The organism is Vibrio tapetis subsp. quintayensis (assembly GCF_030409945.1).
GTDB lineage: Bacteria > Pseudomonadota > Gammaproteobacteria > Enterobacterales > Vibrionaceae > Vibrio > Vibrio quintayensis.
In genome coordinates this window covers 1-15,917 of the sequence record NZ_JAUFQV010000022.1, presented here as the reverse complement: position 1 = coordinate 15,917, position 15,917 = coordinate 1, and the positions used below count along the sequence as shown (strand labels likewise).

Sequence of the window (15,917 nt, the reverse complement as noted above, 5' to 3'; positions counted from 1 at the left end):
TGCATTTAGCGTCTTTATGTCGTTGGTGCATGTGGGTTTTTTATTGGAGAAAAGGATTATGTTGAACGCTAAAGTAAAAGGGATTTTTAAAGCAGTCGTTGCGGGTGTTTGCCTGCTTTCGTCCGCAAGTGTTCTAGCTGAAAAGCTGGGCTGGCCGGAAAAAGAGGAATTAAGGTTTGGTTTTATTAAGCTGACAGATATGGCTCCCATTGCGATTGCATACGAAAATGGCTACTTCGAAGATGAGGGCCTTTACGTCACAATCGAAGCACAAGCAAACTGGAAAGTACTGCTTGATGGCGTGATTGACGGCCGTTTGGATGGGGCTCATATGCTGGCCGGTCAACCGATTGCAGCAACGATAGGGTATGGAACCAAAGCCGATATTATTACCCCTTTCTCTATGGACTTGAATGGGAATGCCATTACGGTTTCTAACGATATCTGGGAGCAAATGAGAGGGAATATTCCAAAAATGGACGACGGCCGTCCCGTTCACCCTATCAAGGCCGATGCGCTAAAACCTGTGGTAGAAAAATACCAGTCTGAGGGTAAGCCTTTCAATATGGGCATGGTGTTTCCAGTTTCTACCCATAACTATGAGCTTCGCTATTGGTTAGCCGCGGGTGGTATTAACCCAGGCTTTTATGCTCCTCACAAAGGCGATACGTCAGGGCACATCGATGCAGACGCTTTACTCTCAGTGACACCACCACCTCAAATGCCGGCCACACTCGAAGCGGGAACCATCTATGGCTACTGTGTGGGTGAACCGTGGAACCAACAAGCCGTATTTAAAGGGATTGGTGTGCCAGTAGTGACAGACTACGAGATTTGGAAAAACAACCCAGAAAAAGTCTTTGGTATTACGGCAGAATTTGCTGAAAAGTACCCAAATACCACGATTCGTTTAACAAGAGCACTGATTCGAGCGGCGAAATGGCTTGATGACAACAACAATGCTAACCGTCCAGAAGCGGTAAAAATCTTGTCTCAATCAAACTACGTAGGAGCAGACTACGAAGTGATCGCCAACAGTATGACCGGGTTCTTTGAGTACGAGAAAGGAGATAAACGTGATGTCCCTGATTTCAACGTGTTCTTCCGTTATAACGCAACTTACCCATATTACTCTGATGCAATTTGGTACCTAACTCAAATGCGCCGTTGGGGGCAAATCAGTGAAGATAGGAGTGATGATTGGTACAAGGATACGGCAGCGAAAGTATACCGACCTGACATCTATATCAAAGCGGCGAAGTCTCTGATTGAAGAAGATCTGATTGGCGCGGATGAGTTCCCAGACTTTAAGACTGAAGATGGCTACCGCGCTCCGCAAACACACTTTATTGATGACATTGTTTATGACGGTAATGAGCCAAACGCCTACATCAATAAATTCGAAATCGGCCTTAAATCTGGTCAAACACTATAAATTTTAAAAAGTAATCTGTAGCCGGCCTTCTGGTCGGCAACTGGAGAGCGTAATGACAGTCATTAATCAAAGCATTAATCAACAAGAGCAGCCAACATTGCTACAAAAGGCTGTGCAGATAATCACTAGTACAATGAAAAACTTAACATTGCCGCTTGCTGGGATATGTTGCTTTTTACTCCTATGGGCAGTGACGGCAAGCAGCATCAATACGTCTTTGGGTAAGTTTCCGGGGCCGCAAGAGGTATCACAGCAGTTCGTCAGCCTGTATCAAGAGCATTCTGCAGAGCGAACCAAAGAAGTGGCGTTTTATGAGCGACAAGAACTACGTAATGCAAAACGTATTGAGGCGGACCCAAGTTACGTGCCTAAAGTTCGAGCTTATACCGGAAAAGAGACATTTCTTGATCAGATAGTCACAAGTCTCGTTACGGTAGCCGCTGGTTTTTTATTGGCTGCAATAATTGCAATTCCACTCGGTATTGCGGTGGGCATGAGCAAAGCCCTCAACACAGCGATAAACCCGATCATTCAAATATTTAAACCCGTTTCTCCGTTAGCTTGGTTGCCTTTGGTGACGATGGTGGTGAGTGCACTGTATGTTTCACCTGATCCTATCGTCGCAAAATCTTTTGTTAATTCAATGATTACGGTCACTTTATGTTGTTTATGGCCTATGGTGATCAACACGTCTGTTGGGGTGACCTCCATCGAGAAAGACTGGGTGAACGTGAGCCGAGTATTACGCTTAGCGCCTCTTACTCATGTTCGTAAAATTGTTCTTCCCGCTTCGATCCCTGCCATTTTTACCGGTATGCGCCTTTCATTGGGGATTGCTTGGATGGTGTTAATTGCCGCTGAAATGCTGGCTCAAAACCCTGGTTTAGGAAAGTTTGTTTGGGATGAATTTCAAAACGGCAGCTCTCAGTCTCTGAGCCGAATTATGACCGCAGTAATAGTGATTGGCTTGATTGGATTCATGCTCGACCGCGGCATGATGGAACTACAGCGTTTGTTGAGTTGGGATAAAGCCGCCGAAGTACGTTAACAGGGAGAGAACAAGATGAAACCATTTTTAGATATCAGCCACATTGACATGGTGTTTCCGACTCCCAAAGGGCCTTTTACTGCTCTTCAAGGCGTCGATTTACAAGTTAAAAAAGGGGAGTTTATTTCTCTTATTGGTCATTCGGGATGTGGTAAATCCACTGTGCTCAACGTGGTCGCAGGTTTATATCAAGCCACCACGGGCGGGGTTATTTTAAACGAGAAGGAAGTCGCTGAACCTGGGCCTGAACGGGCGGTTGTATTCCAGAACCACTCACTTTTACCTTGGTTGACCGCTTATCAAAATGTGGAACTGGCAGTAAAGGAAGTGTTTGCTAGCAAGATGAATGCGCAAGAAATGAAAGAATGGATTGAGCATAATCTTCATTTGGTGCATATGGATCACGCCATGCACAAACGCCCAGATGAAATTTCAGGCGGCATGAAGCAGCGGGTGGGGATTGCGCGAGCATTGGCCATGCAGCCCGATGTGCTTTTAATGGATGAGCCATTTGGCGCACTAGATGCCTTGACCAGAGCACACATGCAAGACTCATTAATGGAGATTCAAGACGAATTGAATAACACCGTTATTATGATCACTCATGATGTCGACGAGGCGGTACTGCTGTCTGATCGAATTGTGATGATGACAAATGGCCCCGCCGCAACGATAGGGGAGATCTTGCATGTGAACTTAGAACGCCCTAGAAACAGGCTTTCTTTAGCCGAAGATCCAACCTACAACCACCTTCGCTCTGAAGTGCTTTCGTTTCTTTACGAGAAGCAGCGTAAGGTTGAACCTTTGACCGTTGCACGTAAAAAGAAAGAACCAACGCAGGTTAAACAAGCGTAAGGCGAAAAGTTTGAATAAGTTAATGATGAAATAGCTACTGATTAAACAGCTAACGATCAAGCAGCAAGAAACGCAGTGTCGATAATAATTTAACCTTAGTGGTGCGCCATGACAGCGACGATTAGAGTCATGTTGATTGAAAATGATGAAAGAAAGGTTCAGGCACTTCGCGAAGCTTTAAATAGCTCGGAGTATTCCATTGAACATGTGACGCATTCTGGGATCTCGCTGCTTCATGAAGTGGTGAGAGTAGAGCCTGATCTCATCATCATGAATATAGAGTTCCCTAGTAGGGATGTGCTAGACAGCTTGCATTTGATGTCACAGTCTAACCCTAAACCCGTGGTGATGTTTTCAGAGCAGGAAGACTCAGACACGATCCAGAATATGGTTAAGTGCGGCGTGAGTGCCTATGTGGTCGGAGATTCGAACCCCAACAGGGTTAAGACTATCCTAGATACGGCGGTCGCTCGGTTCTCTGAGTATCAGCAGTTAAAGGATGAGTTACAAGAAACTAAGCAGCGTTTATCGAATCAAAAAGTGGTGGAGCAAGCGAAGGGGTGGTTGATGGAAACCAAAAACCTATCGGAAAAGGAGGCTTATCACTCCATTCGTAAAATGGCGATGAACAATTCTCAGAAAATAGAAGACGTGGCAAGAAATATTCTTTCTCTTGCCTCGGTACTGGAGAGTAATTAATGAATTTATTATCGTTAGAACGTATCGCTCCAGAAGCCGTGATGTCGAACGTGACTGAGCTGAACATTGGTTTTATGCCATTGACAGACTGTGCCCCCATTGTGATGGCTCATGAGCTTGGTTTGTTCAGAAAATACGGTTTGAAAGTGACCTTAGATAGGCAAAACTCTTGGGCGACTCTACGTGATAAGCTCCATGCTGGGTTGCTCGATGCGGTTCAAATGCTAGCCCCGATGCCATTTGCAAGTACGCTGGGGATCGGCGGCCAGCAACACCCAGTTATGACGCCATTCGTATTAAGTTTCAATGGCAATGCGATCACGATTTCACAGCACCTATCGGCAGAAATTGTGGCAATCAACAACCTGAATAAATTGAGCCTACCGCTTTCATCAGGATTATTAAAAAAGCTGATTGCAATGCGAAAAAGCAATGGTAAGAAAGTGCGTTTTGCGACCGTCCACCCAAACAGTTGCCATTACTATCAGTTGATGAGTTGGTTGAAAATGTCCGGCATTTCGCTGGCCGAAATCAGCATTGTGGTTTTGCCACCGTCAGAGATGGTTACTGCACTAGAAGAGGATTATATTGATGCTTTTTGTGTGGGTGGTCCTTGGAACGCAGAGGCTGTTCGTAAAGGAGCAGGTACGACAGTGCTCACGTCTTCCGATATTTGGTCGGACTCTCCTGAAAAAGTCTTGGGTGTTTCGCAATTTTGGTATCAACAAAACCAAGGAACCACGCAAATGCTAATTGCAGCACTGCAAGAAAGCTGTCATTGGTTAGAGCATGTTCCCAATCGCTTCGAGGCGGCGCGTGTACTGGCGACAAGACAATATCTAGATACGAATTTGGATGTTATTGCCCCCTCGTTACTGGGCAGCTGCTTAACTCAACGAAGGGAACCACCAAGGCGAATTCCGTCGTATAACCAGTTCAGTATGTTAGACAAGCCAAATGGAAACGCGCCAGAGCATACTCAAGGCGAACGTATCTTACAATATATGGTAGAAGCGGGGCATATAGATCGAAAAGAGATACCCGAAGCATTGATCTCTAATGTTTATCGAAGTGACATTTACGAGCGTTTTAGTCAAATTACCGCTGATATAAAATAGTGGCAAGACCTGCCATTTCTAAATGCTATTAGTACCGCGGTAAAGCACTAATAGCATTAGATTGGAATGAAACTAGGTCAGTTGCTTATTTATGCTGGTGGAATTTTTGTGCGAGGTACGGGTCCCACATCGCAGCGGTTGCACTCATGACTAAGTCGGCACCCATATTCAGTCTACGGTGTAAATCATCTGCGTTCATCATGCCACCCACAGAGCAGATAACGAAATCGTCTTTCCACTTGGTGCGTAGATCAATCAAGTTTTTCGTGACTTCTTCAGCGAGATCGCCAATGGCGAATCCACAGGTTCCACTAGAAAGACGTCCTTCACCCGGCAAGGCTGCTTTACCATCTGGAGTAACTACCTGACGAGGAATGGTGTTGATGGCAGAAAAACCATCAACATATGGTCGGTTTGCTTCAATCACTTTTTCAAGTTGCTCGGCAGGCATCCAACCAAGTTTGATCAGTAGCGGTGTATCTCCGATAGATTCGCGAATTTTTTTAGAAACCAACGCTGAATTTTCTGGGTCAGAGAACAGCGCACCTTCTTTACTTCCGCCTAGGTTAGGGCAAGAGTAGTTCACTTCAATTACTTTAGAACCGGCTTCTTTTGCCATCGCAGAAACGTAACCGTAATCTTCAACAAGATCACGTTCAGCCAGGCCAGGAGTACCATTGACAGACACAATCATAAGTTGGCCATTGCCCATCTTACGGTTGCCTTCTTCGATGTCTTTCATCCAAACGGCAGGAGCCAGTGACGGAACGCCAAATGAGTTCGTGATGGTGATACGCTCATCTCGTGATGGACGTAGGCCGGGGTGTATCTCGGTGTTAATCTCGGCATGATTAAACTGCTTGTCGCTGTCTAGGAAGACACAGTTCGGCGCTGGGTGACAATTGCGCTCAACACTTCTTACTGTTTTGTAAACTGGAATGTCAAAGCCAAGTTGAGCATATACATCACACCAGTGGCTGTTCAACAATGGCCCTGCAGGTACACCAAGACGAGAGTTTACTTCAAAATCAAACACCTTATGGCTCTGAGTGACCGTTGGTCGAGTCGGGTATTTGGCATCAAAGAAGGGACCATTTTGGTAGTTATCTTCATAGGTTTTGAGGATGTCATAGAGTTCGAACTGAGTGGGTGTAGTCATCAGAAGCCTTTTGTTGAATTTGCCAAATAAAAATTTGCGCAAATCTTAACGTTTATGGATATTGTTGAACATAGCCTTTAAAGCATTGATAAGAAGATCACTGAGAAAGATCAATTACTTGGCCAAAAAATGAAGGGGATGAGCGGATATCCATCAAACCAGATACTGTGAGTATTCCCATTAGCACGATAGAAAAGCAGTCATGACTAGCGCGCATAAGCAAACGTTTGCTTAGGCTGTTTTAGGATCGAAACAGCCTAAGGCTTTCTTACGAAGCTTCTCGTGCCTCTTCAATGGTTGAAGTTTCACTACGAATCAACCAGTCCATTACTGCTTCATTAAACGCGTCAGGCTGTTCAACCATGACCCAGTGGTGGGTTGGCAGTTCAATGACTTGGTTACCCTCAATTTCGGCCATTTTGGTTTGCCAAGGTTTAGAATGGAAATTACCGACTTTGTTACCACCATAGATAAACAAGAACGGCACTTGAATATCAAGCGGTTTGGTGCCGAGCGGCCTGCGCATAAAGGTAGAGCTCCAGCGCCAATGGTAAGAGTACGTCATGCCGGAATGAACCCGTTCGCTTGGGGCGGGAGCGTTGAACAAGGTAGCTACTTTACGCGTCATCCAGTCGCCGATGCGGCCTCCAATGTTCCACGCGGCCATTAACCAAAGTTGATAACTCACAAGCACCAGCTTTGCTTTGGTCGACAGCGTCATATCCGGTGAGCCTGCGTCGCCAACGTCTACCCCAATGATGCGTTTCACTTTGGCTTGGTTGCGCATGTAATATTGATAACCATACACACAACCCCAGTCGTGCAGTAATAGGGTCACTGGCTTGCCATTACCGACGGCTTCAACAACACTGTCGATCATAGACAACACGGCATCGAGGTCGTAGTAGGTTCTTGGATGATGTTTCTCATAACCCGGTAAAGAGAAGCGAACACAACGGTATTGGCTCTTTAAGTGATCCACTTGCGGCTGCCAAAGTCGGTAGGTATCTGGCCAGCCATGCAACATGACAATGGTTTCTTCTCCGCATCCGTCGATGAAAACATCGTTCCCATTCACTGTTATTGTCTCTGTCATTGTTAAGTCCTTTGTCATTGACGTTATTGTGTGGCAACCACGCTGCTCAGTTGATTGGCTAAACTGTTTAGCTCGTCAACCTGCAAGCGAAGATGATTGTCTTGTTGTGATACCCTGTCTGCCACCTCTCCGATGTGAGTGACGTTGTTGGCGACATCATCACTGGCACAACTGAGTTCTTGAAGCGTGGTGACTTGCTGTTTCATTGCATGTGAAAGTTGTTCAACCGCCGTCATCGCACTGCTGACTTGGTTTATGATCTCGGTGATTTCTTCGCTTGTTTGGCCAATAACCTGTTGGCCTGCTTCGACCTCTACGCGGCTGCTATTGAGCAGTTGGCGTATTTCATCTGCCGATTGGTTACTCTTGGCTGACAGTTCTCGCACTTGGTCAGCAACAACGGCGAACCCTCGGCCATATTCGCCGGCCCGCGCCGCTTCTATGGCAGCGTTTAATGCCAGTAGGTTGGTTTGTTCGGCAATATTGGAAATGAGTTCGGCTACGCCGGTGATCCGCTGGTTTGCGACTTGTATTTTTTCGATGGCTTGTGTCGATGCGCATAGGCTAGCAATACTGTTAGAGGCTTGTTGATTGATGGCGTCGCTGCGTTGTTTGAGTTGTGCGACAGATTGATCAGAGGTGTGGATATCCAAGGTCATCTGCTTTAATTGCTTAGACAATTGCTCTGAGGAAACGGTTTGGGAATCGCAGCTTTGGTTTAATACCCCAACTTCGGAGCGCAGTTGCAAAGACTGCTGGCCCAACGAGTGTGCAACGGTGGAAAGCTGGCCTGCATTCGCGGTGGCTTGTTGCAGTACTTTGCCCAGTTGCTGTTCACCTTGCTTGGCGCTTTGGGTGGTTTGTTCCATCTGCCGCTGGGCGGTTAAACTGGAATGCTGATAACTTTCTCGTCGCTTTGCGCTGTAGCTTTGCGCAATAACAATGATGGCCAGAGGCACAATTAATCCTGACCAGGCGTCGATCAATTGCGCAGATTCAGTCAACTGAAGGTTGGGAATGTGCTCTCCATTGAGTTGCCAATAAACCATAAGACAAGAGGCCGAAATGACAAGCGCGCTCCATATCCACGCCAACGAGAGCTTCGCGGTGAGAAAAAAGGCGACCAGAAGGACCGCAATCCAAAAGCTCTGGGTAGACTCAAGTACACCGCCGCTTTGGTAAATTAGGTTGAGTGCGTGGATCACCATACCGGAAAAGCCGATATTGGTTGCCAAGCCATTTTGTTTAAACTTCCCAATCATGATTGCAGCGATGATCTCGGCAACAATGCAGTATACCGAACTCGTCATCAATGGTGAGTGGCCGACTTGATACCACTTAATCAGGCTGTAAATACCGGTCAAAAATGAGAGTAAAGTAAAATAGAGCAGTATTTCGACTTGCCATCGTTTTTGTTCTGTCCAATCCGTTGGTTGATAACCAAACAATCGGCTCCATAGAGTGAAAGGTCTCACGGTGTTGCCCTCCTTGATAACCATTAGAGCATTAACTCTATAATAGAGTAATTGTTCTATTTTTAATTTATCGAGAAATTGTTCACAAATTCCACAATAGGTTTTTAAACTGTTTTCGGTTACATTTTGTTTGAAGAGGGTGACGTGCTTAAGGGCAAAAACTGATCCGAAACAAGCACGAATACGTATGGATATTAAGTGGAATATTCAGGAGAAAAAGATGGTGTTACTGACGGTTTTTTATGATGGAACTTGCCCGCTATGCGCAAAAGAAATGGCGGCATTGTCAAAAAAAGACAACAATAAAAATATTAAAACGGTCGACATTTTCAGTGATGAAATGGTGGACTACCCAGAGATTGATATTGCAAAAGCCAACACCATTTTACACGCGATAGACCAAGACAGAAAATTGCTGCTAGGGTTGGATGGCGTGCACCGAGCATGGTCAATTGTGGGTAAAGATTGGCTTTATGCCCCGTTAAGGTGGCCGTTCATTAAACCCATCGCAGACAAGTTGTATCTCGTGTTTGCTGCCCAACGTTACCGTTTTTCATTTTTACTGACTGGTCGTTCTCGCTGTGATTGCAAAAAGTAGGATAATAAACAAACGGATGTATCTCTAACTTTATGCACCAACGCTTAGGAGGCGAAGTAATGAACATGAGCGAGTTTTCTAATTTAGTCGATCTATCTCCTCATACTCTACGGTATTACGAAAAAATAGGCCTGCTTAAAAATGTTCGTAGAAACGGCAGCGGGCATAGAGATTATTCGGAGAAAGATGTTAAGTGGGTAAGCTTTGTCAAACGCCTAAAGGATACGGCAATGCCGCTAGAGGAAATCTTGGAGTATTCAAGGTTAAGGGAAGCGGGAGCTGAGTCGGTCTTGCAGCGTCAAACCTTGTTAGAGCAGCACAAAGATAACTTGGTCTCCTATATCGAACAGCAGCAAAAGCATCTGCTGGCATTAGATGAAAAGATTGGCCTGTATAAAAACGGGAAAGTGGGTTGACTTAGAGTTAACTCTAACTTGTATGGTATCCCTGTATTCACTCAATAGGGACATATAAATGGAAAATTCACGTTTTGATACTGGTTTAGCGTTACTCACAAAAATTGATGGGCAGGCAGGGGAAAATGTCATCGAAAGCTTGCAAGATATCTGTCCAGATTTAGCCAAATACACAATTGAGTATCCATTTGGTGATATTTACGCCCGTCCTGGGTTGGACTTAACGTCTCGAGAAATGGCAACGGTCGCGGCATTAACAGCGCTAGGTAATTGTGCTCCTCAGCTTAAAGTCCATTTGCATGCAGCGCTTAACGTCGGCTGTAGCGAAGAACAAATTAAAGAAATCATACTGCAAATGTCTGTGTATGCAGGCTTCCCCGCCGCTCTTAATGGCATGCTCGCTTTTAAAGAAGTACTGGCTGAGAGAGTGGAATAACGAACGTATAACTTTTCAACTAACAGCCTGCCTCTTGACGGTGCCTGAGCAGAGGTTACTTCCCATATTGACAAAGTATACGATACGTATACACTTCGTATATATTTTATAATATATAGCATATAATGGGTATAGTTAAGATATCTGACGAACTGCATGAAGAGTTGAGAAAATCGAGCTCTGTTATGCATCGTTCTATCAATTCACAAGCTGAATTTTGGATAAAAGTAGGCATGTTAGCTGAATTGCATCCTCAGAAAACATTCAATCAAATCATCGCAGACTTAATGACGTCAGCTGACGTGTCGCTTGCCAACATCAGTGCTGCTGAAGGAAGTAGCGATGCACGATAGGGTCATAATTAAAAGCGAATCTGAGCAAGAGCTAATGCGAGAATCAGGGCGATTGCTTGCTCTCGTTTTTGAGATGTTGGACTCCTATGTCAGGCCTGGCATTTCCACCATGGACATCAATGATACGGTTGAACGATTTATTGTTGATGAACTGTCAGCACGCCCGGCGAGTAAAGGGCAATATGATTATCAATATGTCCTTAACTCTTCTGTTAACGAAGTCGTTTGCCATGGCATACCTAAAGGAAGCCAGCTTCTAAAGCCAAGAGACATCGTAAATATCGATATTACGTTAGAGAAAGGAGGCTTTATTGCCGACTCTAGCAAAATGTTTGTCATGCCAGAGGCTCCGCCTTTAGCGAAGGGGCTGGTTGATGTGACTTACAAGGCGATGTGGGCCGGAATAAAGCAAGTTAAACCGGAGGCAAGGTTAGGCGATGTTGGCTATGCCATTCAACGTTATGCCGAGAGTCACGGTTACAGTATTGTCAGAGAATACTGTGGTCATGGTATTGGACGAGAAATGCATGAAGAGCCTACTGTGCTTCATTATGGTTTACCTAACAGCGGACTAACGCTGAAAGAAGGCATGGTGTTCACCATTGAACCTATGGTGAACCAAGGCACTGCTAAAGTGCGGACTAAAAAAGACGGTTGGACAGTGGTAACCAGAGACAAAAAATTGTCTGCCCAGTCGGAACACACGGTGTTAGTGACCCGCACAGGTTATGAAGTACTCACTCTTCGCGCCGAAGAAAAGTAAAGCCGCCGCAAGATTACAGTTCGCTGAAGTAGTGCCCAAAATCTTGAAGCAGTATTCTGGCGCTTTGTAATCTGAAGGTTTGCTTATTGACCGAAGCATTAAGTATTCGATCAACCCTGAACATTCTTGGTTGCTTACGCAGATGATCCCAGCCAAGTAAATACCAAGCTGGCCAATTCAGCAGTAGGTATTGTGGTTCAATTGTTCGCTCGGTTGTCGTCCCATTTTCAGCTTGATAAGTGATGCTCATGGTTTGCTGAAAGATGAATGCATTGTTGATGGCTTGAGATGTTGTCTCGGTCACTTCCAACACAGATTGCGACACATGTGATGAAGCAGTGGAACCGACTAGGATTCTCTTACGAAGCGTATTGATGCGTTGGCGTTGTTTTTCATTAAGGAAGAACCCAAGCTTATGTCTGATGTGGTTAACATTGCTGCCAAGAACCGGAGACTTTAATGATTCGGTGATGGCGAGCGACATCAATGTCGTCAGCACCTCTTCATCATTGAGCGTCAATCTTGGCGCTTTCACATTGTTTCTCAAGCAAACGCCGCCTCCAGTTCCTCGCTCTGACTCAATATCATACCCTTGCTGTCTTAACAGTGTGAGATCTCTTGCGACTGTGCGTACTGATACATTCAATGCGGATGAAAGCGTTTCAATCGTCCAAACTTCGCCATTTTCCAGCATGCCAATGATTCGGTTGAGTCGTTCTTGCTTACTATGAAAATCACGCAAACTAATATGCCATTTAGTGTCCTATATGTCCGTATCATAATATTTCAGCTTAATGAATACAAAGAAAGGAAACGAATGATGAAAAAAGTTGGAGCATTAATTGGAGCACTTATTATGACAGGTTCAGTCGCGGCGAAAGAGAGCTATGAAATGGTGAATACTAAATTTAGTGATGGTGTTAGTTATGAAGAGCAGCATCGCTCTATGTTAGAACTCAATGCGGTCGTTTCGGCATTTGAGGGGTTTAAGAGCCGAAATTTTTACTATAGCCAAGATGATAATCGATGGGTGGATATTGTCGTTTGGGAAAACAACCAGTTGGCAAAATCCGCAAGTGTTGAAGTCATGAATAACCCCATTGCCATGGCTGTTTTCGCTAAGATGGATTTTGAGAATAGCATTTTTTCTTATTACGAACGCATCGGCGAACTGAATTCTAGCGAAGATTAGCAAATATTTATATTTCCAATTAGGCTTAATCTCTAGCACCACCTCTAAATAGAGAGGAGCTCAATGTATGATGCGACTAAAATGATGGAAATTTTTCACTATTTGATGTGGTCTAATAAAAACAGCAACTTTTATCATGTGTTGTTTAAGGTAACTGGCTAGTATCTGAATACTTGTGTTCAGTAAATCAATATGGAGATTTTGACACAGAATGAACTATCAAGGACGACTGCATCAAGTTGTGGATTTCATTGACGCTCACTTAGACGATGAGCTTACCGTAAATACGTTGAGTAGAGTGGCTTCTCTGTCGAAGTATCACTTCCATCGTCAGTTTTCTTCCTTGTTTGGGATGACGGCATTTGCATACATTAAACAAGCAAGGTTGAGACGAGCCTCTTATCAATTGGCGTTTAGCAAGGACATGCGCATCATCGATATCGCGATTGCCAGTAATTACGAAAGCTCTGAAGCGTTCTCTCGTGCCTTTAGTAAGTTTACAGGAAGCAGCCCTACTCAGTTTAGAGATAATCCTGACTGGTCTGATTGGGGAGAAAAAGAAGAAAAGCTCAATAGGTTGCGAGTCCAGAGAGTGCCATTAGAAGAACCCTCTCGGCGGGTTAATATTATTGAATTTTCAGGTGCTCGCGTTGCAGCGATTACCCATATTGGCCCCTTATATTTGATTGGAAGCGCGATTAAATCGCTGAGCGATTGGTGTGAGGATCACAATATCAATATGAATGATCAACGACTGTTCAATTTGGTTGAAGACGATTCAATACAACCGACTTCCGACGAATATACCTGCGAGGTTTGTGTTTCGACTGAATTAGATATTACCAATAATGAACATGGCGCCGTTGAGAAAAATATTCCAGCAGGACGATGTGCCGTTATTCGACATGTCGGCTCTGATCATGATATTGGTCGAACTATAAAGTACTTATATTCTCAGTGGCTTGATAGTAGTAAAGAGGCATTACGAGATGCCCCTATTTTTTTTGAGAGAATTATTGTATTCCCAAATGTCGATGATGCGGCTGTCACTACTGATATCTATTTGCCATTAGAGTAAGCGTATATCAATCACAATGTATCAGTTTACATGGATGTTTCAGTTTTCATTAATGGTTAAATTTACGAATATTATTTATAGAGGTGAATAATGCGTCCAATACAATACGATCGCTGGTTTAAGTGGTTTGCTTTTTTACCTACGGCATTAATTTCAATCGCCGGTTGTGGAGGCGGTGAAAGTAATCATTCCAACCCTGTGTCATTGTCGTCTTTTAATTTGGCCACATTGAGTGCATCCGTTACAGACATTAAACAAGTGACGTTCAATTGGACGCGAGCCTCTGACGAGCAAGGAGTGACTTACCGCGTTTGTCAGAAAAGTACATCCCATAGTAATGGGTGCGATATTTTGGCGACGGTCAGTAATTCATCGTCAACAACGGTCAATATTTCTAGCTTGGTGGAGGCGCTAAAAGCGGATTACTTCATCATGGCATCGAATGGCTCCGGAAATGTTGTTTTGTCTAATGAAAAGAGCCTGAGCGCAGGATCTGTTGCTGCAATGGTGGGGTACATTAAGGCTTCAAATACAAAGGAAGACGATGGGTTTGGATTTAGTATTGCTCTGAGTGCAGATGGCGCAACGCTGGCTGTGGGGGCTCGAGATGAAGATACCGGAGCGACTGGAATCGAGACGGATGGTTCCAAGGTTGCAAACAATGCCATTGCGACGAGTTCTGGTGCGGTATACCTCTTTAGTAAGAGCCAAGTAAATAATAACCAAATGAACAACAAGCAAGACCGCTGGGTACAAACTGCGTATGTGAAAGCATCGAATGCGAACAGTTCAGACTATTTCGGTTACAGTGTCTCATTGAATTCTGATGGTAGCGTTTTAGCGGTAGGGGCTCCGGGTGAAGACAGCAATATTAAAGGGGTTCTGACCGATGGCTCTGAAGTTGCAGATGCATCAAACGCTCACGAATCTGGCGCCGTGTACTTGTTCAGCCGAACCAATGGCTCTTGGGTACAATCGGCCTATGTTAAGGCGTCTAATACCGATGCTTATGATGAGTTCGGACGAAATGTGGTTCTCAGTGGTGATGGGTTAACCTTAGCGATAACGGCGTTAGGGGAAGACAATGCTGCTTCTGGTGTGATCACAGATGGTTCGGAAGTCTCAGATTCGAATATGAAATTGGGCTCGAGCGCTGTGTATCTATTTAGTCGAAGTAGTGGCAATTGGATGCAAACAGCCTACGTAAAAGCATCTAACCCAGATATGAGTGATTTCTTTGGTTATGGCTTGGCATTGAGCCGTGATGGCCAGGTGATGGCGGTGGGTGCAAGAGGTGAAGATAACGCCGTAACTGGGGTAATCACGGATGGCTCAGAAGTGACTGATACAGGGGCGGCCGAAAATTCTGGAGCGGTGTACCTGTTTAACTTGGTCTCAAATGCTTGGAAGCAAACGGCTTATATCAAGCCTTCCAATACTAGCGAGGGTGATAACTTCGGACAACATTTATCTCTTAACGCGAATGGAAGTGTGCTTGCTGTCGGGGCAACGGGCGAAGATAACGGCGTGTCTGGCGTTGTGATTGATGGCTCTGAAGTTGCAGATACGGGGCTTGCACCTGATTCAGGAGCGGTCTATTTATTTGGATCTAATTCAGGTAATTGGGCTCAAGTTGCATATCTAAAGGCCTCTAATTCCGGTAGTAGCGACTATTTCGGTAGTGATCTCGAACTGAGTGAAGATGGTAAAGCGCTGGTAGTGGGCAGTTATGGGGAAGATGGCGGCTTTTCAGGGGTAACGGTTGATGGCTCTGAAACCCTAACCAGTCAAGTGACGACGAATTCCGGTGCGGCTTATCTATTTGGAGAAGTAGAGGATAAGTGGGTTCAATCTGCATACGTCAAAGCGTCTAATCCCGGAGTTGGTGACTTTTTTGGCCGCAGTGTGTCTATGAGCAAGGATGCAACAACACTCGCCGTTAGTGCTCTTAATGAAGACAACGCCGTTAAAGGCATTGTGGTTGATGGCACTGAAGTGACGGATGACGGTGCGGCGTCGGACTCGGGAGCGGTATATCTGTATTAGCCTTTTTCACATTAGCCTTTCTTATTGCATAAGGAAGGCTAATGTGTGATTAAAAATATTCAATGTACTTATGAGTTGGTGGATCTTATGGTTGTAGTGGCATAGTTAATTTGGCCACCTAGTTAGAGGTGATATCATCACCTCATAAGT

Annotated in this window: 17 protein-coding genes; 13 read left to right on the top strand and 4 right to left on the bottom strand. The window is 44.8% G+C overall.

All coding sequences use genetic code 11. The features are described 5' to 3' along the window. The first annotated feature begins 58 nt into the window (after positions 1-58). The 5 genes from QWZ04_RS08195 to QWZ04_RS08175 all read left to right on the top strand — a co-directional run bounded on the left by QWZ04_RS08195 (position 59) and on the right by QWZ04_RS08175 (position 5,155). A complete protein-coding gene (locus QWZ04_RS08195; protein ID WP_290326829.1) occupies positions 59-1,435 on the top strand; it encodes a CmpA/NrtA family ABC transporter substrate-binding protein in 1,377 nt (458 codons plus the stop codon). A gap of 133 nt (positions 1,436-1,568) precedes the next feature. Next, positions 1,569-2,483 carry an ABC transporter permease gene (locus QWZ04_RS08190; RefSeq protein WP_290326856.1) on the top strand — a complete coding sequence of 305 codons (915 nt, stop codon included), beginning with the start codon at positions 1,569-1,571 and terminating at the stop codon, positions 2,481-2,483. A 15-nt stretch (positions 2,484-2,498) separates the two neighbouring features. Beyond that, on the top strand, positions 2,499-3,338 hold the full coding sequence (locus QWZ04_RS08185) for an ABC transporter ATP-binding protein (RefSeq protein WP_290326826.1): 840 nt from the start codon (positions 2,499-2,501) through the stop codon (positions 3,336-3,338). A gap of 108 nt (positions 3,339-3,446) precedes the next feature. Continuing rightward, on the top strand, positions 3,447-4,037 hold the full coding sequence (locus QWZ04_RS08180) for an ANTAR domain-containing response regulator (RefSeq protein ID WP_290326824.1): 591 nt from the start codon (positions 3,447-3,449) through the stop codon (positions 4,035-4,037). After that, positions 4,037-5,155, top strand: coding sequence for a CmpA/NrtA family ABC transporter substrate-binding protein (locus QWZ04_RS08175; RefSeq protein ID WP_290326822.1), 1,119 nt, complete (start codon positions 4,037-4,039; stop codon positions 5,153-5,155). The genes QWZ04_RS08180 and QWZ04_RS08175 overlap by 1 nt, the downstream gene beginning before the upstream one ends. A gap of 85 nt (positions 5,156-5,240) precedes the next feature. Here the strand turns inward: QWZ04_RS08175 and QWZ04_RS08170 are convergent, their stop codons facing one another. From QWZ04_RS08170 to QWZ04_RS08160, 3 genes are all read right to left on the bottom strand, one after another. Next, the gene (locus QWZ04_RS08170) at positions 5,241-6,314 is read right to left on the bottom strand and encodes a beta/alpha barrel domain-containing protein (RefSeq protein WP_290326820.1); all 1,074 of its coding nucleotides are present in this window, start codon (positions 6,312-6,314) and stop codon (positions 5,241-5,243) included. Between the two features lie 268 nt (positions 6,315-6,582). After that, positions 6,583-7,410, bottom strand: coding sequence for an alpha/beta fold hydrolase (locus QWZ04_RS08165; protein ID WP_290326818.1), 828 nt, complete (start codon positions 7,408-7,410; stop codon positions 6,583-6,585). Positions 7,411-7,433: 23 nt separating this feature from the next. Further along, positions 7,434-8,885, bottom strand: coding sequence for a methyl-accepting chemotaxis protein (locus QWZ04_RS08160; RefSeq protein ID WP_290326816.1), 1,452 nt, complete (start codon positions 8,883-8,885; stop codon positions 7,434-7,436). A gap of 220 nt (positions 8,886-9,105) precedes the next feature. On the opposite strand from QWZ04_RS08160, the gene QWZ04_RS08155 reads away from it, so the two are divergent. The 5 genes from QWZ04_RS08155 to map all read left to right on the top strand — a co-directional run bounded on the left by QWZ04_RS08155 (position 9,106) and on the right by map (position 11,451). Next, positions 9,106-9,483 carry a thiol-disulfide oxidoreductase DCC family protein gene (locus tag QWZ04_RS08155; RefSeq protein ID WP_290326854.1) on the top strand — a complete coding sequence of 126 codons (378 nt, stop codon included), beginning with the start codon at positions 9,106-9,108 and terminating at the stop codon, positions 9,481-9,483. A gap of 59 nt (positions 9,484-9,542) precedes the next feature. Next, the gene (locus QWZ04_RS08150; RefSeq protein WP_290326814.1) at positions 9,543-9,899 is read left to right on the top strand and encodes a MerR family transcriptional regulator; all 357 of its coding nucleotides are present in this window, start codon (positions 9,543-9,545) and stop codon (positions 9,897-9,899) included. A gap of 58 nt (positions 9,900-9,957) precedes the next feature. Continuing rightward, the gene (locus QWZ04_RS08145) at positions 9,958-10,335 is read left to right on the top strand and encodes a carboxymuconolactone decarboxylase family protein (RefSeq protein ID WP_290326812.1); all 378 of its coding nucleotides are present in this window, start codon (positions 9,958-9,960) and stop codon (positions 10,333-10,335) included. Positions 10,336-10,460: 125 nt separating this feature from the next. Next, positions 10,461-10,688, top strand: coding sequence for a ParD-like family protein (locus QWZ04_RS08140; RefSeq protein ID WP_290326810.1), 228 nt, complete (start codon positions 10,461-10,463; stop codon positions 10,686-10,688). Then, positions 10,678-11,451, top strand: coding sequence for a type I methionyl aminopeptidase (gene map, locus QWZ04_RS08135; RefSeq protein ID WP_290326809.1), 774 nt, complete (start codon positions 10,678-10,680; stop codon positions 11,449-11,451). Before QWZ04_RS08140 ends, map begins: the two co-directional genes overlap by 11 nt. Before the next feature lie 13 nt (positions 11,452-11,464). On the opposite strand, the gene QWZ04_RS08130 is transcribed toward map, so the two are convergent. Beyond that, positions 11,465-12,193 carry a helix-turn-helix transcriptional regulator gene (locus QWZ04_RS08130; RefSeq protein ID WP_290326807.1) on the bottom strand — a complete coding sequence of 243 codons (729 nt, stop codon included), beginning with the start codon at positions 12,191-12,193 and terminating at the stop codon, positions 11,465-11,467. 75 nt (positions 12,194-12,268) lie between these two features. Here QWZ04_RS08130 and QWZ04_RS08125 point away from each other — a divergent pair, with 75 nt between their 5' ends. The 3 genes from QWZ04_RS08125 (at position 12,269) to QWZ04_RS08115 (ending at position 15,767) form a co-directional block, all read left to right on the top strand. Continuing rightward, entirely contained in the window at positions 12,269-12,643 is a 375-nt protein-coding gene (locus QWZ04_RS08125; RefSeq protein ID WP_290326804.1) for a hypothetical protein, read from the top strand. A 211-nt stretch (positions 12,644-12,854) separates the two neighbouring features. Then, entirely contained in the window at positions 12,855-13,721 is an 867-nt protein-coding gene (locus tag QWZ04_RS08120; RefSeq protein WP_290326802.1) for an AraC family transcriptional regulator, read from the top strand. Between the two features lie 90 nt (positions 13,722-13,811). Next, positions 13,812-15,767: a hypothetical protein gene (locus QWZ04_RS08115; RefSeq protein WP_290326801.1), complete on the top strand. Its 1,956-nt coding sequence runs from the start codon at positions 13,812-13,814 to the stop codon at positions 15,765-15,767. The last annotated feature ends 150 nt before the right edge of the window (positions 15,768-15,917 follow it).

Bases quoted from the DNA above. Each gene is read 5' to 3' on its own strand.
- QWZ04_RS08195 (WP_290326829.1), top strand. From the start codon at position 59: ATGTTGAACGCTAAAGTAAAAGGGATTTTTAAAGCAGTCGTTGCGGGT.
- QWZ04_RS08190 (WP_290326856.1), top strand. From the start codon at position 1,569: ATGAAAAACTTAACATTGCCGCTTGCTGGGATATGTTGCTTTTTACTC.
- QWZ04_RS08185 (WP_290326826.1), top strand. From the start codon at position 2,499: ATGAAACCATTTTTAGATATCAGCCACATTGACATGGTGTTTCCGACT.
- QWZ04_RS08180 (WP_290326824.1), top strand. From the start codon at position 3,447: ATGACAGCGACGATTAGAGTCATGTTGATTGAAAATGATGAAAGAAAG.
- QWZ04_RS08175 (WP_290326822.1), top strand. From the start codon at position 4,037: ATGAATTTATTATCGTTAGAACGTATCGCTCCAGAAGCCGTGATGTCG.
- QWZ04_RS08170 (WP_290326820.1), bottom strand. From the start codon at position 6,314: ATGACTACACCCACTCAGTTCGAACTCTATGACATCCTCAAAACCTAT.
- QWZ04_RS08165 (WP_290326818.1), bottom strand. From the start codon at position 7,410: ATGACAGAGACAATAACAGTGAATGGGAACGATGTTTTCATCGACGGA.
- QWZ04_RS08155 (WP_290326854.1), top strand. From the start codon at position 9,106: ATGGTGTTACTGACGGTTTTTTATGATGGAACTTGCCCGCTATGCGCA.
- QWZ04_RS08150 (WP_290326814.1), top strand. From the start codon at position 9,543: ATGAACATGAGCGAGTTTTCTAATTTAGTCGATCTATCTCCTCATACT.
- QWZ04_RS08145 (WP_290326812.1), top strand. From the start codon at position 9,958: ATGGAAAATTCACGTTTTGATACTGGTTTAGCGTTACTCACAAAAATT.
- QWZ04_RS08140 (WP_290326810.1), top strand. From the start codon at position 10,461: ATGGGTATAGTTAAGATATCTGACGAACTGCATGAAGAGTTGAGAAAA.
- map (WP_290326809.1), top strand. From the start codon at position 10,678: ATGCACGATAGGGTCATAATTAAAAGCGAATCTGAGCAAGAGCTAATG.
- QWZ04_RS08125 (WP_290326804.1), top strand. From the start codon at position 12,269: ATGATGAAAAAAGTTGGAGCATTAATTGGAGCACTTATTATGACAGGT.
- QWZ04_RS08120 (WP_290326802.1), top strand. From the start codon at position 12,855: ATGAACTATCAAGGACGACTGCATCAAGTTGTGGATTTCATTGACGCT.
- QWZ04_RS08115 (WP_290326801.1), top strand. From the start codon at position 13,812: ATGCGTCCAATACAATACGATCGCTGGTTTAAGTGGTTTGCTTTTTTA.